Genomic DNA, 23,775 nt, shown 5'->3' with positions numbered 1-23,775 from the left:
TGCTGTTCAAGCCCGAACCCGCCATGGCTGTTGCACGATCGTCGCGAAACGAGGCAGCTGGTCCCCGCACTGGTGCGGAGATCCGGGAAGCGTTCCTCGCTTTTTATGAGCAGCGTGGTCACAGGCGGATGCCCAGTGCCTCTCTCGTGCCTGAGGACCCCACGGTTCTGCTCACGATCGCCGGAATGTTGCCGTTCAAGCCGATTTTTCTCGGTCAGCAGCAACGGCCTGCCCCCTGTGCGACCAGCAGCCAGAAGTGCATTCGCACCAACGACATCGAGAACGTGGGTCGTACTGCCCGGCACCACACCTTCTTCGAGATGCTGGGCAACTTCTCTTTTGGGGATTACTTCAAGCAGCAAGCGATTGAGTGGGCCTGGGAGCTGAGCACGGTCGTCTACGGCTTGGATCCCAAAAATTTGGTGGTGAGCGTCTTCCGGGAAGACGATGAAGCTGAGCAGATCTGGCGTGATGTTGTCGGCGTCAATCCGAAGCGCATCATCCGCATGGATGAAGCCGATAACTTCTGGGCTTCAGGCCCAACAGGACCCTGTGGTCCTTGCTCGGAGATTTATTACGACTTCAAGCCCGAACTCGGTGATGAAGGAATCGATCTCGAAGATGACGATCGTTTCATCGAGTTTTACAACTTGGTGTTCATGCAGTCGAATCGCGATGCGGAGGGCACGCTCACACCGCTGGCGAATCGCAACATCGACACGGGGATGGGTCTGGAGCGCATGGCTCAGATCCTGCAGAAGGTTCCCAATAACTATGAAACCGATCTGATTTTTCCGCTGATTGAAGCGGCAGCTGATCTTGCTGGTGTCGATTACCACCAGCTCGACGACAAGGGCAAAACCTCGCTCAAGGTGATTGGTGATCACAGTCGCGCCGTGACGCAGTTGATCAGTGATGGCGTCACGGCCAGTAATCTGGGCCGCGGCTACATCCTGCGCCGCTTGCTGCGTCGGGTGGTGCGGCATGGACGTCTTCTGGGCATCGACAAGCCTTTTCTCAAGGCCATGGGTGAGGCGGCTATTGCGCTGATGCAGGCGGTGCATCCTCAGTTGTTGGAGCGCAAGCAGGTGATCCTGGCGGAGCTGCAACGCGAGGAAGCCAGGTTCCTGGAGACCCTGGAACGGGGAGAGAAACTGCTGGCGGATGTGCTGGCGGCCCAGCCGAAACAGATCAGCGGTGTGCAGGCTTTTGAGCTGTATGACACCTATGGATTCCCGCTCGAGCTCACGCAGGAAATTGCTGAAGAGCACGGTCTAGCCGTTGATCTGGCGGGATTTGAACTGGCGATGGAGCAACAGCGTCAGCGCGCCAAAGCCGCTGCCGTGAGCATTGACCTCACGCTGCAGGAAGCCATTGATCAGGTGGCTTCAGGGATTGATGGAACCGATTTTCGTGGTTATGAGCAGCTCGAGCAGAGCAGCAGTGTGCAGGCTGTTGTAGTGAATGGTGACCCCGCTCAACAAGCTGTTGCCGGTGATGTTGTGCAGGTGGTACTGGACACCACTCCCTTCTATGGCGAGGGGGGCGGCCAGGTGGGTGATCGCGGCACCCTGGCGGGCGAAGGTCATGACGGCGATGGCCTGATTGTCAGCGTGGAATCAGTGAGCCGGAACCGCAGCGTGTTTGTGCACAGCGGCCGGGTTGAGCGCGGAACACTTGCCGTCGGCGATGTGGTGCAGGGTCGTGTCGACCGGACTTGCCGTCGCCGTGCCCAGGCGAATCACACCGCGACGCATCTGTTGCAGTCGGCCTTGAAACAGGTGGTGGATCCAGGCATTGGCCAGGCCGGATCGCTGGTGAACTTCGATCGTTTGCGTTTCGACTTTCATTGCCCGCGGGCCGTGAGCTCCGAAGAGCTGGAGCGCATCGAGGTTCTGATCAACAGCTGGATCGCCGATGCCCATGAGCTCCAGGTGCAGGAGATGGCGATCGACAAGGCCAAGGCTGCTGGCGCTGTGGCCATGTTCGGTGAGAAATACGCCGATGTGGTGCGCGTTGTCGATGTGCCTGGCGTGTCGATGGAACTCTGCGGTGGCACCCACGTGGCCAACACCGCTGAGATCGGTCTGTTCAAGATTGTCAGTGAAAGTGGTGTGGCAGCGGGCATCCGTCGCATCGAAGCTGTGGCGGGGCCAGCTGTGCTCGCCTACCTCAACGAACGCGATGTTGTGGTGAAGCAGTTGGGAGAGCGATTTAAAGCCCAGCCTGGCGAGATCGTGGACAGGGTGAGCGCTCTTCAGGACGAGCTGAAGACCACGAGCAAGGCGCTGCAGGCTGTGCAGGCGGAGTTGGCGGTTGCCAAATCAACCGCCTTGGCCTCTAAGGCGATTGCTGTTGGCGACTTTCAGCTGCTGGTTGAGCGTCTTGATGGTGTGGATGGCAGCGGTCTGCAAGGTGCTGCTCAGAACTTGAGCGATCAACTGGGTGAGGGTGCAGCAGTGGTGATTGGTGGCCTGCCGGACCCTGCCGATCAGGGGAAGGTGATTCTGGTGGCAGCCTTCGGCAAAGCTGTGATCGCCAACGGACAGCAAGCGGGCAAGTTCATCGGCGGGATCGCCAAGCGCTGTGGTGGCGGTGGTGGTGGCCGCCCGAATCTGGCTCAGGCCGGAGGTCGTGATGGTGCTGCTCTCGATGGAGCCTTGGACGCTGCAAGGCAGGAGTTGGGGGCAACTCTTCAATCAGACGTTCGGGGTTGAGATTGCTGACTTAGGACAGTATGTCGCAAATAGTTTTTATCTGTCTTGTGACTTTATGGTCAGTGGGTGATTTTGATTGGGTTATTTCTCTTGATGGGTTGCGCTCATGACGCCGCGCCATAGCGCGCTATCAAGATCAACCATTCGCCGTTCTTTTGTGGCCAGATTAATAGGGACATGGGTGAAGAAATTGTTCCAGTAACCAATGACAAGATTCGTTTTCCCGCTCATTCCTGCATGGACGGCATATTCGGCAAGTAGCTGGCAAAAAACAGCATCTGAAGCATTGGCTGCAACGCTTCGGATGTGGTAACTCGGGTCAAGATACTTGATGTTGATAGTCATATTGTTTTGCTTGAAGTGAGCTGTCAGCTCTTCTTTGAGCAATTCTCCGATGTCCTCTTTAAGGATGTTTCCGGAAGCATCAATCTTGCTCTCGTTGCTAGCAAAGAGTTCTTGTCCTGCTCCTTCTGCAACGACAATCACGGCATGGTTTTTTTGTTCAATCCTCCGTTGAATGGCAGTGCAGATACCGTTCGGCCCGCCTATATGAAAAGGGGTTTCTGGGATTAGGCAGAAATCAACCACAGAGTTTGCGAGAGATGCCGTGGCAGTGATGAAGCCAGAGTCTCGTCCCATTAACTTGACGATGCCGATGCCGTTTTCAGCCCCTTCTGCTTCGTGTTGGGCTGATGTGATGATTTCCGAGGCTGTTTGTACTGAGGTCTCAAAGCCGAAGGTTTTCTCGACAAAGCCGAGATCATTGTCAATGGTCTTTGGGACTCCGACAATGCTGATGTTTGCTTTGCGACCGATTGCTGCTTCCGCGATCGCCTGTGCACCCTTTAAGGTTCCATCGCCTCCAATGCAAAAGAGAAGGTTGATTCCTCTTGCTTGGAGCATGTCCACCATCTCCTCTGGATCCTGACTGCCTCTGGACGATCCAAGTATGGTTCCGCCCTGTTTATGGATCTGATCGACGATCAGAGAATTGAGTTGAATTGGTGGATGAGTTGATGCCTGCGTCAGTCCTTTATATCCATAGCGGATACCAAGAATATTTTTAACTCCGTAATCCTGCTCGAGAATATTGACCAACCCTTTAATGACATTATTCAGCCCTGGGCAAAGGCCTCCGCATGTGATGATGGCGGCCTGGGTTGATTCTGGATTGTGAAAAATTTTTCGACGGGCGCCTGCTTTTTCAAAAGAGGGTAATTCTGCGCATATTTCCAGTTGATGCTTCAGATTTTTGAGTTGGCTCGAAAATATAATGCGCTCTATATCTTCTACGAAAACCGCATTTCTACTAGGATTTGAGTATTGACTTTTGCCAAGCTGTTCAATTCCAAAGTCGAATGCAGACGGGTCATTCAGAACGTTTTCGTATGCCATGAGTTCTCAAATGCTGCTTGCTCCCAATCTGGCAATTGCTCCTCGTCTCAGCAACGCGTAAAGGATCTTTTTTTGCCTTTTGATTGATTAGTGGCGCTGCCAGACCTTTTCTGTCAGCCTTGGATAAATGTGGGTTACATGTGTTGAGGCAATCGGTTCGTGTGCAGGCCGCCACAGGTTTCTTGATGGGGACAGCTTTGTTGTGTCTGCCAGCACAGGCGGCTCAGCCACGCATCGTCGAGGTTCCCAATGGCCCTGCCTTTGTCAAATTTTCCGGTAAGACAGAGGTAGATGCACGCTCTGGTCAGTTGTTGCGTACTGATGCGTTACTGCGCACCACAAAGCCAGGGCGCATGCAAGTGATGCTTGGCACCGGCCGCCAATTCAGGATGGGAGGTGATGCGCAGCTACGTCTTGGTTCTTCCAGTGTCGAATTATTGAAGGGATCGATCATCGGTTGGATCAATCCAGGCACCCAGACCCGTCATCCGTTCACCATTAAGACTCGTCTGGCTACGGCCTCCATCCAAGGCACCACGGTGTTTATTGAGTTCACCGACAGTCAGTTCAAGATTTTCAGCTGGGAAGGCAAGGTCTTGGTGACGACCAGGAGTGGTCAGCGTTTCACTTTGAACAGTGGTCAACAGCTGTTGTTAGATCTGAAACGCGTTGAACCTGATGATCGTGTTCAACAAGATGATCCGCTTGCTGTCTCGTGGGCGACACCCGTGGTGATTGCGGAACAGGAGGTTGAACGTCGACTCCAGAAGAGCCGTTTGATTAACGGGTTCTCAATACCTCTGGACACGCTCCCTGAAATTGAGCGAGAACTGGGAGTTATGGCTCCATCCCCTTGACAGGATTGATGCGTCAGCGCCTGATTCCTATCGTTTGGCGCACATCCTTGCTGATGCCTCTGGTGCTTGTGCCATGGCTGGCGCGCTTGGATGCTGTAAGTCGGCAGCTGCTCTTTCAGTGGCGTGGCTCGATTCCCGTTTCTGATGACGTCGTGTTGTTGGGGATTGATGAGGCCTCCCTGGATCCACAGTGGACCGAGTTCGGTCCTTGGCCCTGGCCGCGAGAGAAGCAGGCTGCGTTGGCACGACAGGTTTTGCGGCAGGGTGCCCGTCGTGTTGTGTTCAACATCGTTCATGCGGGCCCAAGTGGTCATGGCCCTGAGGATGACATTGCTTTTCAAGATGTTCTAAAGCCATGGCAAGACAAAGTCCTGCTCAGTTCAGCCCTTGTTCGACAGCAACTGGACGATTCCGAACAGATTCAATTGCGTCGTCCCTGGGATATCAACCACCAGGCGGGTCTGTCTGTTTTTTCCATGGATGACTTTGGTGTTGTGCAATCTGTTCCTGGCCTAGGGAGACTCCAGTCCATGTTGGAACCGTTCCCCAGGCCACATCCCCTACCACTGGCACATTTGGCAGCAGAAGTAACCCCATCATCCGGTGATGACGGGATTGATTTCCTGGGGCCGAGCGGATCGATTCCGGTGATTCCCGCCTGGGCTGTGGGCACGCTTCCGGAGGACACCTGGCGGAACAAGATCGTCATCATTGGTTCTACGGCTCCCTCTCTTGGTGATCAGCTCGAGACACCGTTTGGACAGCAGAGCGGTTCTGAGGTGTTGCTTTCAGCTGTCTCCGGCTTGCGCAGCGGACGAGGCTTCCGCAGTCCGGAAGCTATTCCGCTGGCTGCGCTTGTCGTCATCTGGTTGCTGTTGTGTAATTGGCGGATTGCTGGGCCATCGACGGCGCTTGGTACGGCGATCGTCTCCACTGCTCTTGGGGCGTTGACGATCGGACTGACCGTCGTCTCCTGGTGCTACGGCATTTGGTTGCCTGCAGCTGCCTTGACGTTGATGCCTTTCGTCGCCGGAGGTCTTCGTAGTGGGGATTTGTTTCAGCAGGAGAGCGCACAGCGTCGATTTCTGCACTCCGTTTTGTCTAGAAGGGTCTCGCCGAATCTCATGCGCGACATGCTGCGTTCGGGTCAGGAGAGTTGGATGTGCCTGGGGGGTCGACGTGAGCGATGCGTGGTGCTTTTTACTGATCTGGTCGGATTCACTGCCCGCAGCAATGTGATGGATGCTGAGAGTTTATTTGGTTTGTTGAATCGATATTTTCAGGCGATTGCAGCACCTGTACTGCTCGAACAGGGGCTGTTGGACAAATTCATTGGGGATGCTGTCATGGCGGAATTTGGTGTTCCCGTTCACCGTGGCGATCGGGTCGAGGCGCTGGCGGCCGTGCGCACTGCTCTCGCGATGCAGGCGAACCTGGAGGAGTTGAACAGAGAGCTGGAGAAGGAGGGGCTAGAACCTTTGCATCAGGGTATTGGCATCCATTGCGGTGAAGTAATTGCCGGCAATCTTGGCTCGAGCGATCGACTGGAATACACCGTGATTGGGGCGACAGTGAACTTGGCCAGTCGACTTGAATCCCTGACACGTCAGTTTCCGGATTACCCGATTTTAATGAGTAGTGATGTTCGAGATCAAATCCTAGACGATGTGGTTGTTGAAGATTTGGGGGCACATCTTGTTAAGGGTTGGCCAGAACCGATCAAGGTTTTTGGTCTGGTATCTCTTCGCTCTTCTCATGATCGGGTTAATTGATTTGCTTGATTTCATCCTGCATCGATGACTTTCTTTTGTCCTTTGAGGTAGGCTTCCAAAATACGATTTGGAAGGAGTTCGCGATTTTCTTTGGCGGAGAGAAGGTAGTCGAGAATGGCTTCGCCGCTTTGAGGGTTGGTCGCAAAAGGGATCTGGTAGACATCACAGAGACGTCCAAGAGCTTCGATATCGGCGTGGTGTGGGTGAGAAGAGAGTGGATCTCTGAAAAAAATTACGCCGCTGATGTTTTGCGTGGAAATCAATGTTCCCACTGCTTGGTCTCCGCCAAGGGGGCCTGATGCGACTTTGCGGCTGAGGCACATGCCTGTTTTTTTGTACAACATACTGCCGGTTGTGCCTGTTGCGATGAGGGAAAACTTGTCCAGTTTCTCAGTGTGAATGCTGCAAAATTCCATTAGGCTTTCTTTCATATTGTTGTGAGCGATAAGCGCTAAGTATTTGCGCTTGTTGATGTATGTTTCTGCTGCGTTCTGCTGAGCGCGAGCGCGTTCAACGGCCTTGAAAAGTTCCCTGAATTGAAGCGCGAGCCTTTGATTGGTCTTCAAAAAATTTTGGAAATTGTGAATGGTGAACAGGCCCACTGTTGTTTGCTCCATGGCTTGAACATCTGCCACGCGTGTTGCTTCATCCGAGAAGAGGCTTTCGCCTAGAAAATCACCTGTCGTAAGGAGTGCAATTTGTCTCTCGTCTTCAAGAATCTGAACCCGGCCATTCACAAGAAATGCCATGCAGTCGGCAGGCTCTCCTTTGTGCATCAAGATGCTGTCCTTGTCGAACGTTTCGATCGACATGTGTTGGGCAATCAGTTCAATGTCTTCAGCGCTGAACGAATGCTTCAGATTTCCCTCATTTTGCAGGGTTTCGATCAGGACGTTGCGATCCATAAGGGCTCTGCTCTTTGACTGACCTTAAGGGTGTTGGTCTCGAAGGGCTGTGTGGTTGTTCTATAAATTTGCCCTGTGTTTCTTTTCACAGGATGTTGATCAACATGAATTCCTTCCTCTGAGTGCTTCGACTGCCAGATCGTGTTGAATTGCCAGGCCTGCAATAGCTTCCAACAAGTGATAGTAAGCAGTCCGACGGGTCCTCCACTACGCATAATTAGACGTTTAGAACACGATTGGCGAAGAACCTCACTGCTTATATGGCCTTGATGGACGTCCATGGCTCATTCGATCTCGGCTGATTTCTGTGATGGCTGTGAATCATTGAGAAGGAGTTCGCGCCTGACGCGGAATTCAGCGGAGAGGGGGTCGCTCTCTCAAGGTTTTTCCGGTGTTTCTGCCAGTCGCCTCAACCGCCGGGCTGCGTTGGATAGTGCTGGATCAGAGCAGTGCTCCAGTTCGCTGCAGCACCGGTTCAGTGCGGAAGAATGCTCTTGATCCAAAGCCCCAAGGGCTTCAAGGATCAAAGCCAGATGGCGGTTGGTTTGGCGGCAGCGGTTGCTGCTTAGAGCCAGCAGTTCCATTACCAGGTCGCTGTCGTAGATGGAAGCTTTAAGTAGATCATCCGCCTTAACCACAAGGATCTCGGCCGGTCCACGACTCACTATGACGCTTGCGCTGTGGTGTTGATCACCGATCAACGCCATTTCTCCTACCAGTTCATCCGGTCTGATTTGGGCGATCACTTGAGGCGTGCCACCTGGTTCACAGCGCTCAACTTTCAATTCCCCTGTTTGCACAATCAGCACCCTTACGGCTGGTGTGTCCTGTTGGATCAGCACGTCACCCACAGCTGCTGTGAGCGTTTGATGGCTGATTGTGGAGAGATGGGTGCTCAGCAACATCCGCAGACGATTGCGAATCTGGCTGAGCTGTTGGTTCTCGCTCTTCATGCATGGCCGGTAGCCGCTGCATGCATGCTGGCTGTACCTGCCAGGTCAGGCATCTCTACTCTCCTTAGCGTCATGTTTCGATGTTGCTCAATGGCCAGCCCCTTTGTGGAGGATCTGATCCTGCTGGTGTTGGCGGCTCTGGATGGGGGCTGGGACCTGGTTGGGGGTTGCGCAGCGACGCCCTGAGTTGAGTCGTTCAGCTTCGGCGCAGCTGCTGCAGCCTCTGCAGCTGTCTGCTGGCCTTGGCAATGCAGAAGTGGACCCCTCCCAGCTTTGTTGTGACCTGTTCGATTCTCTCCTGGGAATCGTCATGTACGGCTTCGATTCCGCTTAGCAGCATGGCGATGACCTGATTGCCGCGACGGCAGCGCTCACTCACCAGTGACAGCATTTCTACGACAAGATCACTGTCAAACAACATGGCCTGGAGCAGATCCTGCCCTTGAATGGCCAGAAGTTCTGCGGCTCCCCCCACAACTCGGAAGTCGGCGTAGTGCTTGCCATTGGCGAAGAAGCCAACTTCACCAAGCAATTCCACGGCCTCTACTTCGGCCAGCGTGTGGATCTCAGTGCCGTTGTGGATGTCGACTGCGATACGACCATGGGTTAGCAACAATAAAGTCTCCACCGAGTCGCCCTGGTGAAACAGAATGTCTCCTTCGGCTGCGACGATCTGCTCAGGATTGAGCTCCTGCTGGTGTGTGACCAGCAGGAGTTTCAGTCGTTCTCGGAAAGCCTGCAACTGAGGTTCATCTCCCCACATGGCTTCACGGCTGCTCTTTCCGTAATAACCCTATTCGTTCAATAACGTTCGCGCGCACGCAAGGATCAGCTAGGGGTTGCTTCAGGAAGCCTTAGCTCACTACGCCACTCGTTCAGGGGGCGATCCCAGCCCTCTTCCAGTTTGCGTGCGATTACAAGCTCAGCATCGAGTCCCATCTGGAAGCCCTTCGCTAGTGCGCGCAGCATTGGAGCCAGAGGCTCATCGTTTTGAAGTGCCGTGAGCATGCCTCCGAAGATCAGCATCACGGCCAGTGGTGATCGGTTCTGGGCAAGGTTGAATCCCTGCAGGCCCAGTTCACTCACGCCATCGATTCCAAATCCGGTCAGTACATGAGTGATGTCATGGGTTTCCTTCAGACGGTGCACGATGTAATCGCGCTGATCGTTGATCGGAGAAGGGTCGATCAGTGTGTCGGGAGTGATTCCCTGGCTGATGAGCTGATCGGCGTAGCAGCGTCCGAGCGTCCCCTCGGGAAGTGTTTGGAGTGCCGACAAGTCAATTGGCTGTGGACGCCAACCAGCGTTCACCAGTTGGGCAAAGGTGGGGTTGTCCAGCAGATGGCGAATCATCTGTTCGGCAAGCGGGCTGTCCTTCAAGCTGGCGCCCACGGCGAGGACGCTGTCGAGAGAGCCAGGGTTTTTCAGAAAGGCCGCCAGGCTGGCTAGCAGCTTCAGGCTCTGTAGACGTTCTCGGAGATTGATTTTCATGGATTTGCAGCTTTTTTGAGCCGGCGTTGTTTAGAAAGAAGTTGTGAATAGAAATTTAAATGATTTTGGCTTTTTGGTTTAAGCAGTCTTCGCAAAAAAACTGATAATGCGGATCGCCTGAGATGTCAATGTTTTCTGATATTTAACAGAAAATAAAAGGACTTTAATCGATCTAGCTTGTTGAATATGAGTTTTGCTTGTTTCTTTGGGTTTAGTTTGCTTCGATTGTGATGCGTTCTAGTCACCAGCTGTCACTAGATGATGAGTCATTATCGTTTGAGTCGTTGGTTACTGGATCTGGCGTTGGTTGGGGGTCTGGCGTTGGTTGGGGATCTGGCGTTGGTTCGGGATCAGGTGTTGGTTCTGTTTCTTTTTCATTTTTCTCTTCAGGTTGCTCAATTTTCTCCTCTGTCTTTGGAAGTTTATTGTTGGGAACAACAAGATTATTTGCGCCTCTTCGGCGTGGGTAGGGGGTCCTGGCATCGATTAGCCAGTCGGAGCCCAGAATCGCCAGAAGTGTTCTGTTTGGCTGGCCATAGAGCTGTTGATAAACAAGATTGATAACTTGGCTTTCTGGCAGAAGGTTTTGCCCACTCATCGTCTCGATGATCAATTGTGAGAAACGCTCCTTGCTCATTATTTGCCGACTTAGTAATACTCCATCTGGGTTGAAGATGGCTGCTTCGCCTGATTTAAAGCGCATAGTTTGTATCTCTGCATCTGCGTTGCTGATCATGTTGTTGATATTCGCTGGTTGGATCTTCTGTGCAGCATCAGGCTTTTGGAGTCTGTTGCTATTCCTCTGTCCCATCGCGATTTGGGTCGGGTTGCCCGTCTTGAACTCCCTGGCTTGCCATGGCATCGGTGATGCAAGTACCTGAGGCTGAACGTTGGGATCTTCGACAAATCCTCCTTTGGTGGCGAACCGGTAGCTGACCTGTCCTCCCACCACTGTGTCAAGAAGATTGTCGTATTGGCCGTAAGCCGAAAGTGTTAGCTGGTTGCCTATGGGGACATTGACTCCAATCCTGCCTCCTCCAAACGATTCGCCAACACCATGGAGCAAATAGGGGGAGAGTGACAATGTGATGGATTGGTCTCCTAAGTCAGCAATTGGGATGCCGACTTGGCCAGCTGCATATCCCAGGTTGTTGGCGCATTGATCGAGTGGAATTCCACCATTGACTCCGAATTGCCATCGTCCTTGTTGCCAAAGACCTCCTAGGGCTAGTTGAGATTGAAAACAGTCATCGCTATTCCAGCCGTCGTACCCCAGTAAGAGTGAATGGATGCTCTGGTTTTTAGGATTGAACCACTTGTATCCAAGTTCGGTGCTGGCACCCCAGGTGCTAACGAAGTTGCTGCTTGCGGTGGTGTAGCTGTACAGAAGATTGCTCCCCAGGCTTTGCTTGAGCGGCACAAAAACTGATGCGTCACCAAGAATTAGTCCTGCTGCTTCCCCTAGAGCCTCTCCGGATGCGTTGCTGCCCCAGGCGCTTGATCCGAAGCCAATGACCGGATTCAGCTTGGGGTACATGGAGAGGATGTCTCGAGAGCTCTCTTCTTCTTCAATCTCGACTGCATCACCTACGACGGCTTCGCCACTTAGGACCGCTAGCTCGTAATTGCCATCTTCCTGAATATTCAGTACGTATGTGGTGCCGCGGATGCCTAGCACTTTGGTGCCAAGGCAAGCATTTTGGGGACCGTTCACCAGCACCTGGCCGCGATCAAGGCGAAAGCAGTCCTCTCCAAGGCGGATCAGACTGTTATTCCCCAGAAAGCCCAACGCTCGTCGATCAAACAGCACTTCAGCCCTGCTGCGGCCGGTGCTGAGTTCCTGGCCACGGTCTGCGGTGTCTTCAACGGTTGCTTCCCGCCGATCGATGAATACTTCTCTGCCATCGATGATGCGTCGGATCATGGCGCTGTTGAACGGAGCTGATTCAGCTGCCGCAGGCATCAGAGTTGCTGCGCAAGCGATACCCAACAGCTTTTTGAACACGAGAATGAACGCTTGAACACAGACTGTTGTTACTGATCTGTTTCTGATCAGGTGTGCTCTTTCGTGTCAGTTTTAAGTGCGAACACCCGTTGCTCGCCTTGCCCACGGATGGGGAATGTCCCCAGGTCCTGTAAAGGCCAGTCGCCCGCAAGATGTTCCGCCACGGCAGCACTCATCACAATTGCCTGCCCGCATTGCTTGGCAATCGCCTCCAGGCGGCTGGCTGTATTTACGGCATCGCCGATCACGGTGTAGTCCATACGGCTTGCGCAGCCGATGTTGCCGCTCACAACCCAGCCGTAACTGAGCACCACCACCTGATCCCATGGTGATTGTCCTTCGGCGATCCAGGCACGATTGAGAATGGCGAGTCGTTGCTGTAGGGCGATTGCCGTTGTGACCGCAGAAAGCACATTGGTGCTGCTTGTTTTCTGTATTGGAGCCCCAAATACCGCGAGCACGGCATCGCCAATGAATTTGTCGACGGTGCCTTCTTCGGAATGCACTGCATCAACCACTTCGCTGAAGTACTGGTTGAGTCGAGTAACAAGTTCTTTGACGTTCCCTTGCTCTGTCATCTCCTGTGTGAAGGCGGTGAATCCACGTATGTCGCTCATTAAAATCACCACATCCGTTAATTTCCCGTCCAGCAGTTCATCGGCTTCTTCAGGCTGATCAGCGATCTCAGCGGCCACTGCAGGAGAGAGATAGCGCCCGAGCGTGCGGCGCAAACGCCGGCGTTGCCACTGCAGTCGCATGGTTGCATCGGCACTCGTCACGATCCCCGTGACTGCCACGCTGCCCGCTACCCCTAGAACCGGCAGCAGAAGGCCGCCCCAGACGATCAGACCTGCACTGCCTGTGACCAAAAGCCCTGCTGCGCCCAGCAGCAATCCCAGGCGAGGCAATGGCCGTTCAAACCGGGCCGCGCACACCCCGGTGAGAATCACCAGTATTGCCATCACCAGGTTCCATCCCGGAGGTGCAGGGATCCAGCGCAGTGAACGTGAGTCAAGACGGTTGGCCAGTTCCGTCGCATGCAGTTCCACTCCCGGCATGCCCTCCGCGCCTGAGAACACGGCGGGGTGGCGATCCTGCAACACTGCTGCCGTCGGTCCTACGAGAATCAGGGCATTGCGCAGCCGCCCGGACTTTTTGATCGATGTATAGGCCTGCGGTTCAAGTAGTTGCCAGATCGAGAGGGTTGGAATCGTCCTCGGCGGACCGTAAGGATCCAGCAGGTCGCGGCTGTGGATGCTGAGATCGGCAGACTCGTTCTGTTTCTTGAGCAGCGCGATGGCAAGGCCATCCGGGATCGCAGCATTCAGCTGTTCACGCATCGACTGAGTGACCTGCCCCGGACGGCGTCGGATCACTCCATCGCTGTCCGGTTCGCCGTTGAGCAGTCCTCGATGGAGGGAGCTGTCACCAGGCCGCAGGCCTGGCGTGACATCCAGAAGGGACATCCCTGCAACGGGTCCCCGGGTGCTGAGAACCTGAACGCCAAGAACCACCTGTTCACGATGACGTTGCAGTGCCTCGGCAAATTTCGCATCGTCTGCGTCTCCATGGCTGCTGGGCGATTCGAAGAGAAGGTCGAAACCCACCACAGTCGCTCCTGCCTCGATTAAGCGATCCAGCACCGTGGCATGAATTTGTCGAGGCCAGGGCCATTGGCTCAGGCTTTGCAGCAGCGGATCGTCGCTGAGATCCACATTTGCTGCCTGTTGCAGGCTGAAGTCGTCAATGGCCACGATCATCAACCGATCTGGCACTTGTCGGAGTCCGCGGGTTTCCTGCACGACTCCGGCAAAACGTAACTCCAGGCGGCTCAGCCAGGTGCTGTTCAGTCCACTGCTCACAGCGACCAAACCACTGAGGATCAGGACGGCACTGTGGCGATGCAGCCATTGCGGAAGAGATGGTCTGCTCATGACTGGTCCAGTTTCTGCGCGAAAGGCCACAGCTGCTTCGCAGTACCAGAGACAGCCCCGTCGGCCAACTGGTTCAGCTCCTTACAGAACCGCTCCAGCGAGGGAGCATCTTCTGTGACGAGTGCCCCGAGACCTTCCAGAATCAGTGCCAGCAGTTTCATTAATAGAACGCTGTCATAGAGGCCGCTTGCTGAAGGTCACTCCTCTGCACGGCTGGCACGCGTTCAGTCGGTGTGTTCTGCTGCATCACCATCTCTCCGAAGTACCTCAGACCCGAACGTTCTGCCTTGGCAGAGTGGGTGACGGCTTGATGTCACCATCGTCATGGTGATCTTTTGGCTTGCCTTTCTTCCGGTCGCATTCCTTATCAACGATGTCTGCCCTCACACCTGAGGAACTTGGCTCCATGCCGTTGTTCGCCTGTCTGACGGTGGAACAGCTGACGCTGCTGCTTGATCGTCATCGCGTGATCAGTCATCAGCTTGACCAGGTGATCGTGATGGAGCAGGACTGGGGGGAATCACTGTTCTTGATCCGTGACGGCTTGGCCAAGGTGCGGACGTACACAGCTGATGGGGATGAAGTGATCATGTCTCTGCTGGGCCCCGGAGATTTATTTGGTGAGATGGCTGCACTGGATGGAGCTTTACGCTCTGCAGATGTGGTTGCCTTGACGCCTCTGCATTTGATCAAGATGCGGATGTCTTCATTTACTTCGCTGCTGGGTCAGCTCGCTCCATTCGCGCTGGCGTTGGCAAGGTTGGAGGCCAGTCGATTGCGTGATCTCAACCAGCGTTTTGCTTTACAGAGCGCCGATGCCACTACTCGATTGCTGGATGCGCTGGCCTATCTGGCTTGCAAAAGCTCAGGAGGGCAAGATCTGCAGACAGAACTCCCGCCTCTTGCTCAGAGGGAGATTGCACTTTTGGCGGGTCTGGCCAGGGAGACGGCTTCACGCACCCTGAGCAAGCTGCGTTCTCGCGAAACGATCACTGAGCAGAACGGCCGCTTGCGTCTGGCTGATCTCAAGCCGCTTCTCAAACGTGGTCTGATTTCCTGATACTTCTGTTGGTCTGAGTGATCACTCCCCTCTCGGGAGGCTGAAAAGCCTCTGCATGCGTGCGATTAACGCGAGCCGCCGGGACTCAGCATGTTGCTGTTGGTTCGCTTTGAGTTGCTGTCGACGTGTGGCCATGATCGAGCCCATGGTTTCGAGAATTTCAGGCTGTTCTTCGAGCAGTGGCAGAAGGTGTTTGCGTTCGATCTCGATCAAGACGCATTCGCTTTTGCAGATCACACTCGCTGAGCGTGCTTCACCGGTGCAGAGCGCCATTTCACCAAAGGTGTCACTGACCTCAAGATCTGAGACGTACCGACTTGGATGGCTAGTAGAGCTGGTGGCGTTTGCCTGGAAGACCTCCAGTGTTCCTCGGACCACGAGATACAGACTGTCACCGCGCTCTCCTTGTCTAACGACCGATTCACCGGGTGCAAAGGTCTCGCAGCTTGCCCTGCCCGCCAGCATTGCAAGCTGCTGCTCATTGAGATGCCCGAAGATTTCCGTTGAGGCCAGGAGGTTTTGCTTTTGTTCCAGAGTGATATCGCTGGATGGCAACTTGGCTTCGCTTGGCTTGGTACGAACGTCTCGGATTGGGTAGGGAATTGACTGGTCAATGCGATGCAGGGCATACCAAATCTGTTCAAGCACTGTGCTTTTCAGCTGGCGCAATTCCAGTGGTGATCTTTGCCAGGTCAGCAATCGGTAGGTGATTGAGCTGTCTTCAAAGGACGATACCCAGACTTTTGGAGTGGGTTGACGGAGCACCTTGCGGTTGTGTTGAAGAGTTTGTTGGAGCAGCTGGATCGCCTGGCTTGGAGGCAGGCTGTAATCCAATCCCACATCGATCATCTGTCCGACGGGTTCTTCAGGTTTGAAACGTCGCAGCCCTTCCACGGCAATGCGGCTGTTCGGTACCACGGTGATTGAGCCGTCCAGTCCGCGCACTCGGGTAGTCATTAAACGGAGCGATGTCACGACGCCTGTTGCTGAATCCAGATCAATCCAGTCCCCTTCTTCGAACGGTGAATCAACTTGCAGTGAGATCCCTGCAAACAGATTTTTCAGCGTTTCCTGTGCGGCAAGACCGATGACGGCGGTCACGACGGCTGAGGTGGCTGCCAGTCCGACAAGATTGACCTGGAAATCTCGGTGAATCACCACCATCGTTACGACAGTGATCACTGCAAGGGTGAGCAGGTCGCGCAGGATCTTGGCAGTGGGTTTCCACCAGCCGAGCTCAGCAGGAATTTGCAGGATGGCCCATGTCAGGATTCGGACCAGGTTCAGAGCCCAGAGGAGCGTGATGGCTGCTGCTATCGAGCTCTTCAGCACCGGCAGCTCCCCGTCGCTGACGATTTCAGCCAACTTGTTCAGCACAGGGATGCCGAAGGCTGCAATCAGAGGCAGTCGTAAGGGAGGTGGGCTGAGCTGTTGACGTTTGCAAACCCGATGGACCGTCAGGAGTGCCACGATCAACAGAAAGCTCAGAGTCAGAGTCATTGCAGCTCAGTCCTGCAGATATGTGCTCTGGCGAAGGCTGATTTCCAGATGGTCCATCAGTCGTCGTGCTTCGGCGATCTTGAGCTGATTTCCTCGGATGGAGCGCTCACTGGCGACACGCAAACGTTCCAACAGAGATTCCGGGTTGTGTTCCATCGCCATCAGCACCTCGGCGTTGGTGTCGCCACGTACGACGTGATCTACTTGGTAATCCCCTCCGGGTGCCAAACGAATGTGCACCGCATCCGTAGTGCCGAACAAATTGTGCAGATTTCCCATCACTTCTTGATAGGCCCCTCCCAGAAACATCCCGATCAGATACGGCTCTTCTGAACGCAGCGAATGCAGCTCCAGAAGTTGCTTGCTGCGCCCATCGGCAATAAAGCGATTGAGGCGACCATCGGAATCGCAGGTGAGATCAGCGAAATGGCCCAGCTCAGTCGGTTTCTCTCCCAGCCGGTGGATTGGCATCAGCGGGAAGAGCTGCTCAATGGCCCAGGTGTCGGGCGCAGAGCGGAAGATAGATAAGTTCGCGTAATAGGTCAGCGCCAGAACAGCCGGTAATGCTTGAAGTTCTTCGGGGAGCACGGCGTTCTCAGGGAGTTTTTCCACCAGAGCCCGTGCACAGGCCCAGGTGAGTTGCTCCGCCTGGCTGCGTTCGGTGAGGCTTAGATAGCCGAGCCTGAATGCAGCTAAGGCATCGTCCTTGAATTTGAGGGCATCGTTCCATGCTTCCTGCAGTCGGGATACATCCGCGCTGCCGTCACTGGCGAGCGTCTTGATGCCTTGCAGTGTGTCGTGCAGGTTGTGCACGACCAGTGATTCGTCGTCGGATGGTGAAGGTGTGGTCTGGGGCAGTCCGCCGGTGCCAAGAACGTTGAACACCAGCACAGAGAAATGGCTGGCGATGGCCCGACCGCTTTCGCTCACCAGCGTCGGGACAGCAACTCCATGGGGTTCACAGCCTTCCTTGACGGTGGCAACCACGTCGTTGGCATAGTTCTGCAACGAGTAATTCGTCGAGGCGGCTGTGGCTGTGCGACTGCCGTCGTAATCGATGCCCAGTCCTCCTCCCACATCCAGATACCCCATCGGGGCTCCGAGTTTGTGCAGCTCCACATAGATACGGGACGCTTCTTGTAAGGCGTCCTTCACGACACCGATGTCGTTGATCTGGCTTCCGACATGGAAGTGGAGTAAGCGCAGCTCCTCGAGCAGATCTGCCTCGCGAAGAGCTTCGACAGTCGCCAGGATCTCGGGAACTGGCAGACCAAATTTGGCTTTGTCACCGACCGAGTTGCCCCAGCGGCCGATGCTCCTGCTCGACAGTCGAGCGCGGATCCCGATCAGAGGTGCAGCGCCGAGTTCCTTGCTCGCATCAATGATCCGTTGAACTTCATCGGCTTGTTCGATCACGACCACTGGGCGCCTGCCCAGGCGACGGGCAAGGATCGCCGTTTCGATATAGCGCTGATCTTTGTAGCCATTGCAGATCAGCAGCGCTTCGGGATCGTCAATGAGCGAGAGAGCAATGAGAAGTTCTGCCTTGCTGCCGGCTTCCAGTCCGAAGTGCCAGCGCTTGCCGCAGCTCACCAGCTCCTCCACAACGTGGCATTGCTGGTTGCATTTCACAGGGAATACCCCCTGGTAGCGACCGCTGTAGTCGTATCGGGTGATCGCTCGCTCGAAGGCGGCATGAAGGCTCTCGAGCCGGTCTTCGAGGATGTCGTCGAAACGGATCAGCAGCGGCAGGTTGAGGTTTCTGCCCTGCAGGCCTTTCACGAGTTCCACCAGATCCAGACTTCCGCCACGCTCTCCACGGGGTTGCACGCTCACATGGCCGCGAAGATTGATGGAAAAGTAAGGATCCCCCCAACGTTCGAGTCCATAGAGCTCCGAGCTGTCCTGAATATTCCAGGCAGGGGTCGGCGCTGATGTTCCGTCGCTCTGCTCACGTCCTGGTTGGTTGGCGTCGGCGAGCACCATGCGTGAGAAAGCACTGTGATTCTTGGAGCAAATCTAAGGAGCCTGCATCAGAGCAGCAGAAACACACGGTGCGCGGTTTGCTTGCCAAGGGGGTGGGTTTGCACAGAGGATGCCGGCCTTCTGTCTTGTGATTCTTCATGACCACCGAACGCACGTTCATCGCCATCAAGCCCGATGGCGTCCAGCGCGGGCTGGTGGGTGAAATTCTTGGTCGCTTCGAGCGCAAGGGTTTCAAACTTGTGGGGTTGAAGCAGATCACCCCCAGCCGCGATCTGGCTGAACAGCACTACGGCGTTCATAAGGAGCGCCCCTTCTTTGCTGGCCTGGTCGATTTCATCACCTCTGGCCCTGTGGTGGCCATGGTCTGGGAAGGGGATGGTGTGATTGCCAGTGCCCGCAAGCTGATCGGTGCCACCAAGCCCCTCGAGGCTGAGCCCGGCACCATTCGTGGTGATTTGGCTGTGAATATCGGCCGTAATGTGATCCACGGCTCTGATGCCCCTGAAACCGCTCAGATTGAGATCGGTCTTTGGTTCCAGGCTTCTGAGCTCAATGACTGGACTCCTTCCGATCAGGGGTGGCGTGTCGAGAGCTGAGCAACTGCTCTCCAGGTCGTTGCTTATTTCTGGTTGACCGCAGCCTCCTTGCCGTTTCGTTATGGAGGCTTTTTACGTTGAAAAGCGATGCCAGCGGAAGCTCGGCATCAGCTCGGCAAGGTCGTTTCGGGGTTCGTTCCCACTGGCGATGTCGGCGATCAGCTCAGAGGTGGCACTGGCCATCAGTACGCCGTTGCGATGATGGCCACAGGCAAGAAGCAACCCTTCGATTGGGCTTGGGCCGAGCAGTGGCCCCTCATCTGGAGTGCAGGGTCTGAATCCCCACCATCGTTCCATCGGCGGCCAGTGGATTGCTTCTGGCAGCAGTTCGGCAATTCCTTCTTTGAGCCTGGTTTGGCCTTGAGGCGTGAGTCCTTCGCTGAATTCCGCTTCAGGTTCCGATGTGGCACCCACCACTACGAGGCCATCGTCTCTTGGAACCATGTAAATCCCTGGCCCGAAGATCACCCGACGCAGAGCTCCGCGTGGCGTTTGTAGAGAGAGCATCTGCCCTTTGACAGGGAATACCGGTAACTCAGGCAGTAGTCGGGCACTCCAAGCTCCGCTGCACAGCACTGTCTGGCGACAGGGGAGAGAGATCAAACCCCCTTCCGAGTCACGTGCGCGGATACCACTGAGCACTCCCTGCTCATGGATCAGCTCGAGGACCTCAACTCCCTCCTGAAACTGCACACCGCGATCCACGCAGGCGCTCTCCAGAGCTCGCATGAGCTGACGTCTGTTATCGATCTGGCCGTCCTGGGCGAACAACAGTCCAGCGGTCCAGTTCGAGTGGATGCCAGGTAATTCCTGCACCAGCTGCTCGCGGTCCAGGTGCTCGCCAAAAGCCGCTGTGGGGTAAGCGTCCCGTTCGTTCGCGCTGTGGAAGGGCACCACGATGCCAGTGGAACGAAGCCCGCATGGGAGACCACTATCGGCCTCGATCTGGGCGACCCAGCTGGGAATGCGACTCAGACTGAGTTGTCCGAGGCGAAGTAACGCTCCTTCGAGGCCTTCGGCGTGGGGCGCCAACATCCCGGCCGCAACGAAACCAGCTGCTTCGCTGCGCCGTCTGCTTAGCACCGTCACTGGGATTCCACGGCGTGCCAGTTGATGGGCGATGGCCAGTCCCATCAGCCCTCCACCAAGGATGAGCACCGGTTGAGGGCCTGAGCTGTCTGAGACGGTCATGACCGAATTTCTAGCCTTTCCATAGGATCAAGCCCTCATCGATCCTCTCAACGGATGTCGGCATCTGCAGCGACTGAACAGGCCTGGGAAGCTGTGATCGGCCTGGAAACCCATGTGCAGCTGGGCACCGACAGCAAAATTTTCACGGCAGCTTCCACCACTTTTGGGGATGATCCCAACACCCACATTGATCCGGTGGTGTGTGGTCTGCCGGGAACGCTGCCGGTGTTGAACCAGAAGGTGCTCGAGTATGCGGTCAAGGCTTCGATGGGCCTGAATCTGAACGTTGCGGAGCACTGCAAGTTCGATCGCAAGCAGTATTTCTATCCGGATCTACCCAAGAACTACCAGATCACCCAATACGACGAGCCGATTGCGGAAGAGGGTTGGATCGAGGTGGAGGTGGCTGAAAAGGGCAAGGACACCTATCTCAAAAAGATCGGCATCGAGCGCCTGCACATGGAAGAGGATGCGGGCAAGCTTGTCCACGCCGGCAGCGATCGTCTGGCGGGATCCACTCATTCGTTGGTGGATTACAACCGGGCTGGAGTAGCGCTCGCAGAAATCGTTAGCAAGCCCGATCTGCGCACCGGTCGTGAAGCGGCTGAATACGCGTCGGAGGTCCGTCGGATTGTGCGTTACATCGGAGTGAGCGACGGCAACATGCAGGAGGGATCGCTGCGCTGCGACGTGAACATCTCCGTGCGCCGCGGTCCCGATGCCCCCTTCGGCACCAAGGTGGAGATCAAGAACATGAATTCCTTCTCCGCGATTCAGAAGGCCTGCGAATACGAGATCCAGCGCCAGATCAAGGCCTATGAGAGCGGCGAGCCGATTGTTCAGGAGACTCGCCTCTGGGATGAGGGCAAGCAGCTCACTAAGAGCATGCGTAGCAAGGAAGGGGCCAGCGATTACCGCTATTTCCCTGATCCTGATCTGGGGCCCATCGAAGTGAGCGTTGAACAGCGTGAGGCGTGGAGGGCGGAACTGCCTGAATTGCCAGCCGCCAAGCGGCATCGCTACGCCGATGATCTGGGTCTGTCTCAGTATGACGCTCGCGTGCTCACCGATGAGCGACCGATGGCCGATTACTTCGAGGCTGTGGTGAGTGACGGTGCTGACGCCAAGCTCTCAGCCAACTGGATCACAGGCGACATTGCTGCTTATGTGAACAGCAACCGGCTGAGTTACTCAGAACTCCCTTTCCGTCCTGATCAGCTGGCGGAGATGGTGAAGCTGATCGACGGCGGCAAGATCAGCGGCAAGATTGCCAAGGAAATCCTGCCCGAACTGCTCGAAAAGGGCGGTTCACCCAAGGCGATTGTGGATGAACGCGGTCTGGGAATGATCAGCGACCCTGCGGCGATCACCGCCATTGTTGAAGAGCTTCTCGCCGCTCATCCCGACGAGGTTGAGGCGTTTCGTGGCGGTAAGACCAAGCTTCAGGGCTTCTTTGTCGGACAGCTGATGAAAAAGACCGGTGGCAAGGCTGATCCCAAGCTCGCCAACCAGATCCTTAGCCAAAAACTCAAGGGGTGAGCCTGGGTCGATAGACCTGGCAGCGATCCATTCCCTTGATCGCCTGCTTACCGAGATTGTCCGTGGCGATCTCACCCCCAGCAAGGAGTGCGGTTTGCTCATCCATCAGGATCGGTGTGCCGAGCTTTCTGGTTAGTGATTCCAGGCGGCTGGACAGATTGACTGTGTCGCCGATCACGGTGAAATCCATCCGTTGTGGACTGCCGATCTGGCCAACCACCGCTTCCCCGCTGGCCAGGCCGATGCCACAGCTGAGTGGATCAAGGCCCCTATCTGTCCAATCCTGATTCAGTTCTTCCAGGGCCTTATGCATGGCTGTGGCACAACGAACTGCCTGCATGGCTTCCAGCTCAATCCCTCGGCTGACCGGTGATCCAAAAACGGCCATGACGCAATCGCCGATGAACTTGTCGACCGTGCCCCCATGCTCGGTGATCACCTCCACCATTCGGCCCAGGTAGCGATTTAGCTGATGGATGAGCTCTTCGCTGCGCCCTTGTTGCGACCGTTCCCGGGCTAGGGCCGTGAATCCCTCAAGGTCACTGAACAGCACTGTCACTGCAAGTGTCTTGCCCCTCAGAATGCCTTCGGCGCTGTCGCGGTCTCTGAGGATTTCCTGGACCACGCTGGGAGAGACGTAGCGCTCAAAGGTCTGGCGGAGCCGTCGACGCTCTTGCTCTTCACGCCAGAAACTGCTGACGGCAAGTGTGGAAGCCAGACCAACTACCCCGGCGCTTGGTGCCAGCAAAGGCAGCACGGTCTGGCGTTGCACAAGCGTGATGATGCTGATCAGAAGGAGGCTGCTCAGGCCGAGTGAGCAGCTGACCAGCCGCCAGCGCAGAGTGAGCCGCTGCGTGGCCACAGTGGCAATCAGCCAGCTGCAAGCAGCGCTGAACAGAGCTTTCTGCCAGGGATGCTGAGGCCATTGACGCAGACCGCTGCCGTCGAGGTCATTGGCTGTTGCTGTTGCCAGGAGTTCCACCCCCGACAGGGTCCCAAAGGGTGTGGACTGGCCGCTCTGGTTGTCTTCCAGAGTTGGACCGATCAACACCAGACTGTCTCGGAGCCTGGCTCGCAAAGGGTGATTTCGCCAGCGCCGCGGGTCCAGCACTTCCCAGGCTGAAAGTCGGGTGATGGTTCCCTCAGGTCCATACAACCGCAGCGAACGATCAGCCTGATCGAGCGGTGGTTCGAGCCCGGCGATCTTCAGCAAGGCGGAGGGTAGGGATTGCTGCAACGCGAAGCCGTAGGGCCGCAGCACCCGTTGTCCATAGGCTTCTGGATGTGGACCGATACTGCCGTCTTCGGCGTTGAGCATGTTGGTGAGGCCCAGATAGGGCAGGCCGCCCAGAGCATCCAGCAGGGTTGATGCGGGGGGCTCGAGGGAGAGCCCGCCCGCCCCCTGGCGATCTACCGGTTCCATCATTTCGGCGGCCAGAGCCACAGATGAACTGTGGCGCTTCAGTGTTTCCGCGAAGCGGTCATCATCCTCCGGGCCATAGATGCTTTGCCCGGCAAACAGCACATTGATCGCTACACCACGACTGCCAGCTGCGATGACGCGTTCAATCAGCTTCCCGTAGACCGCTCTTGGCCAAGGCCAGCGGTCGAGACCTTCACTCCAGGGAGCTGGTTCCGGATCCTCCAGAACCCAACGTGCCTGTTGCAGGGAAGCATCATCCACGGCGATGACCACCACCTCTGCTGGCGGTTTGCTGGGCCCAGCCCAGAGTGTGATCTGATCGCTGATGTCTTTGGACCAACTGCGCCAAAGAGCAGGTGGCCAGCCGCTGAGGCCACCACAGAGCAGTCCGAACAGCGTGATCGAGATGCTTGTTCTGGTCCTGCCGGTGGTGGTTCTCATCCGCCGTGGT

At 55.7% G+C, this 23,775-nt stretch carries 19 protein-coding genes; 7 read left to right on the top strand and 12 right to left on the bottom strand.

The window, feature by feature from the left end:
• The first annotated feature begins 23 nt into the window (after window positions 1-23).
• On the top strand, window positions 24-2,717 hold the full coding sequence (gene alaS / locus DXY37_RS05735; protein ID WP_115125762.1) for an alanine--tRNA ligase: 2,694 nt from the start codon (window positions 24-26) through the stop codon (window positions 2,715-2,717).
• An 81-nt stretch (window positions 2,718-2,798) separates the two neighbouring features.
• Here alaS and DXY37_RS05730 read toward each other — a convergent pair whose 3' ends face one another.
• Window positions 2,799-4,112, bottom strand: a complete 1,314-nt coding sequence (locus DXY37_RS05730; protein WP_115125761.1) for an ATP-dependent 6-phosphofructokinase — start codon at window positions 4,110-4,112, stop codon at window positions 2,799-2,801.
• Window positions 4,113-4,273: 161 nt separating this feature from the next.
• On the opposite strand from DXY37_RS05730, the gene DXY37_RS05725 reads away from it, so the two are divergent.
• Complete coding sequence (locus DXY37_RS05725; protein WP_136975561.1) at window positions 4,274-4,969, top strand: FecR family protein; 696 nt, start codon at window positions 4,274-4,276, stop codon at window positions 4,967-4,969.
• 8 nt (window positions 4,970-4,977) lie between these two features.
• A complete protein-coding gene (locus DXY37_RS05720; RefSeq protein ID WP_136975560.1) occupies window positions 4,978-6,741 on the top strand; it encodes an adenylate/guanylate cyclase domain-containing protein in 1,764 nt (587 codons plus the stop codon).
• An 11-nt stretch (window positions 6,742-6,752) separates the two neighbouring features.
• Here the strand turns inward: DXY37_RS05720 and DXY37_RS05715 are convergent, their stop codons facing one another.
• The 5 genes from DXY37_RS05715 to DXY37_RS05695 form a co-directional block, all read right to left on the bottom strand.
• A complete protein-coding gene (locus DXY37_RS05715) occupies window positions 6,753-7,646 on the bottom strand; it encodes a methylglyoxal synthase (RefSeq protein ID WP_115125758.1) in 894 nt (297 codons plus the stop codon).
• Window positions 7,647-8,023: 377 nt separating this feature from the next.
• On the bottom strand, window positions 8,024-8,599 hold the full coding sequence (locus DXY37_RS05710; protein WP_115125757.1) for a cyclic nucleotide-binding domain-containing protein: 576 nt from the start codon (window positions 8,597-8,599) through the stop codon (window positions 8,024-8,026).
• Between the two features lie 196 nt (window positions 8,600-8,795).
• Complete coding sequence (locus DXY37_RS05705) at window positions 8,796-9,362, bottom strand: cyclic nucleotide-binding domain-containing protein (protein WP_115125756.1); 567 nt, start codon at window positions 9,360-9,362, stop codon at window positions 8,796-8,798.
• 65 nt (window positions 9,363-9,427) lie between these two features.
• Window positions 9,428-10,090, bottom strand: a complete 663-nt coding sequence (locus DXY37_RS05700; RefSeq protein ID WP_115125755.1) for a Coq4 family protein — start codon at window positions 10,088-10,090, stop codon at window positions 9,428-9,430.
• Between the two features lie 241 nt (window positions 10,091-10,331).
• Window positions 10,332-11,804, bottom strand: a complete 1,473-nt coding sequence (locus DXY37_RS05695) for a hypothetical protein (protein ID WP_244276899.1) — start codon at window positions 11,802-11,804, stop codon at window positions 10,332-10,334.
• On the opposite strand from DXY37_RS05695, the gene DXY37_RS13580 reads away from it, so the two are divergent.
• Window positions 11,790-12,035, top strand: coding sequence for a hypothetical protein (locus DXY37_RS13580; protein ID WP_244276897.1), 246 nt, complete (start codon window positions 11,790-11,792; stop codon window positions 12,033-12,035). The genes DXY37_RS05695 and DXY37_RS13580 overlap by 15 nt on opposite strands.
• Window positions 12,036-12,142: 107 nt before the next feature.
• Here DXY37_RS13580 and DXY37_RS05690 read toward each other — a convergent pair whose 3' ends face one another.
• Both DXY37_RS05690 and DXY37_RS13285 read right to left on the bottom strand, forming a co-directional pair.
• Complete coding sequence (locus DXY37_RS05690) at window positions 12,143-14,029, bottom strand: CHASE2 domain-containing protein (protein ID WP_115125753.1); 1,887 nt, start codon at window positions 14,027-14,029, stop codon at window positions 12,143-12,145.
• Window positions 14,026-14,190, bottom strand: a complete 165-nt coding sequence (locus DXY37_RS13285; RefSeq protein WP_170951800.1) for a hypothetical protein — start codon at window positions 14,188-14,190, stop codon at window positions 14,026-14,028. Before DXY37_RS13285 ends, DXY37_RS05690 begins: the two co-directional genes overlap by 4 nt.
• 212 nt (window positions 14,191-14,402) lie before the next feature.
• On the opposite strand from DXY37_RS13285, the gene DXY37_RS05685 reads away from it, so the two are divergent.
• Window positions 14,403-15,089 (top strand): Crp/Fnr family transcriptional regulator, encoded by a 687-nt coding sequence (locus tag DXY37_RS05685; protein WP_115125752.1) that lies wholly within the window; start codon window positions 14,403-14,405, stop codon window positions 15,087-15,089.
• Between the two features lie 21 nt (window positions 15,090-15,110).
• Here DXY37_RS05685 and DXY37_RS05680 read toward each other — a convergent pair whose 3' ends face one another.
• Both DXY37_RS05680 and speA read right to left on the bottom strand, forming a co-directional pair.
• Entirely contained in the window at window positions 15,111-16,589 is a 1,479-nt protein-coding gene (locus DXY37_RS05680) for a mechanosensitive ion channel family protein (protein WP_115125751.1), read from the bottom strand.
• A 6-nt stretch (window positions 16,590-16,595) separates the two neighbouring features.
• Window positions 16,596-18,575 carry a biosynthetic arginine decarboxylase gene (gene speA, locus DXY37_RS05675; protein ID WP_244276895.1) on the bottom strand — a complete coding sequence of 660 codons (1,980 nt, stop codon included), beginning with the start codon at window positions 18,573-18,575 and terminating at the stop codon, window positions 16,596-16,598.
• A 137-nt stretch (window positions 18,576-18,712) separates the two neighbouring features.
• Between speA and ndk the strand changes: the two genes are divergently transcribed.
• Entirely contained in the window at window positions 18,713-19,171 is a 459-nt protein-coding gene (ndk, locus tag DXY37_RS05670; protein ID WP_115125750.1) for a nucleoside-diphosphate kinase, read from the top strand.
• A 72-nt stretch (window positions 19,172-19,243) separates the two neighbouring features.
• Here the strand turns inward: ndk and DXY37_RS05665 are convergent, their stop codons facing one another.
• On the bottom strand, window positions 19,244-20,362 hold the full coding sequence (locus DXY37_RS05665) for an FAD-dependent oxidoreductase (protein ID WP_115125749.1): 1,119 nt from the start codon (window positions 20,360-20,362) through the stop codon (window positions 19,244-19,246).
• Window positions 20,363-20,416: 54 nt separating this feature from the next.
• On the opposite strand from DXY37_RS05665, the gene gatB reads away from it, so the two are divergent.
• Window positions 20,417-21,901 carry an Asp-tRNA(Asn)/Glu-tRNA(Gln) amidotransferase subunit GatB gene (gene gatB, locus DXY37_RS05660; protein ID WP_115125748.1) on the top strand — a complete coding sequence of 495 codons (1,485 nt, stop codon included), beginning with the start codon at window positions 20,417-20,419 and terminating at the stop codon, window positions 21,899-21,901.
• Here gatB and DXY37_RS05655 read toward each other — a convergent pair.
• Window positions 21,891-23,765 carry an adenylate/guanylate cyclase domain-containing protein gene (locus tag DXY37_RS05655; protein WP_115125747.1) on the bottom strand — a complete coding sequence of 625 codons (1,875 nt, stop codon included), beginning with the start codon at window positions 23,763-23,765 and terminating at the stop codon, window positions 21,891-21,893. The two genes, gatB and DXY37_RS05655, sit on opposite strands and share 11 nt — an antisense overlap.
• Window positions 23,766-23,775 lie beyond the last annotated feature (10 nt).

Source organism: Synechococcus sp. GEYO, assembly GCF_900473955.1.
GTDB lineage: Bacteria > Cyanobacteriota > Cyanobacteriia > PCC-6307 > Cyanobiaceae > Synechococcus_C.
This window is presented reverse-complemented; position numbering and strand designations above follow the sequence as displayed.

Bases quoted from the DNA above. Each gene is read 5' to 3' on its own strand.
- DXY37_RS05680 (WP_115125751.1), bottom strand. From the start codon at position 16,589: ATGACTCTGACTCTGAGCTTTCTGTTGATCGTGGCACTCCTGACGGTC.
- DXY37_RS05730 (WP_115125761.1), bottom strand. From the start codon at position 4,112: ATGGCATACGAAAACGTTCTGAATGACCCGTCTGCATTCGACTTTGGA.
- DXY37_RS05655 (WP_115125747.1), bottom strand. From the start codon at position 23,765: ATGAGAACCACCACCGGCAGGACCAGAACAAGCATCTCGATCACGCTG.
- alaS (WP_115125762.1), top strand. From the start codon at position 24: ATGGCTGTTGCACGATCGTCGCGAAACGAGGCAGCTGGTCCCCGCACT.
- DXY37_RS05720 (WP_136975560.1), top strand. From the start codon at position 4,978: ATGCGTCAGCGCCTGATTCCTATCGTTTGGCGCACATCCTTGCTGATG.
- DXY37_RS13285 (WP_170951800.1), bottom strand. From the start codon at position 14,190: ATGAAACTGCTGGCACTGATTCTGGAAGGTCTCGGGGCACTCGTCACA.
- gatB (WP_115125748.1), top strand. From the start codon at position 20,417: ATGTCGGCATCTGCAGCGACTGAACAGGCCTGGGAAGCTGTGATCGGC.
- DXY37_RS05715 (WP_115125758.1), bottom strand. From the start codon at position 7,646: ATGGATCGCAACGTCCTGATCGAAACCCTGCAAAATGAGGGAAATCTG.
- DXY37_RS05710 (WP_115125757.1), bottom strand. From the start codon at position 8,599: ATGAAGAGCGAGAACCAACAGCTCAGCCAGATTCGCAATCGTCTGCGG.
- DXY37_RS05665 (WP_115125749.1), bottom strand. From the start codon at position 20,362: ATGACCGTCTCAGACAGCTCAGGCCCTCAACCGGTGCTCATCCTTGGT.
- speA (WP_244276895.1), bottom strand. From the start codon at position 18,575: ATGGTGCTCGCCGACGCCAACCAACCAGGACGTGAGCAGAGCGACGGA.
- DXY37_RS05685 (WP_115125752.1), top strand. From the start codon at position 14,403: ATGTCTGCCCTCACACCTGAGGAACTTGGCTCCATGCCGTTGTTCGCC.
- DXY37_RS05700 (WP_115125755.1), bottom strand. From the start codon at position 10,090: ATGAAAATCAATCTCCGAGAACGTCTACAGAGCCTGAAGCTGCTAGCC.
- DXY37_RS05705 (WP_115125756.1), bottom strand. From the start codon at position 9,362: ATGTGGGGAGATGAACCTCAGTTGCAGGCTTTCCGAGAACGACTGAAA.
- DXY37_RS05690 (WP_115125753.1), bottom strand. From the start codon at position 14,029: ATGAGCAGACCATCTCTTCCGCAATGGCTGCATCGCCACAGTGCCGTC.
- ndk (WP_115125750.1), top strand. From the start codon at position 18,713: ATGACCACCGAACGCACGTTCATCGCCATCAAGCCCGATGGCGTCCAG.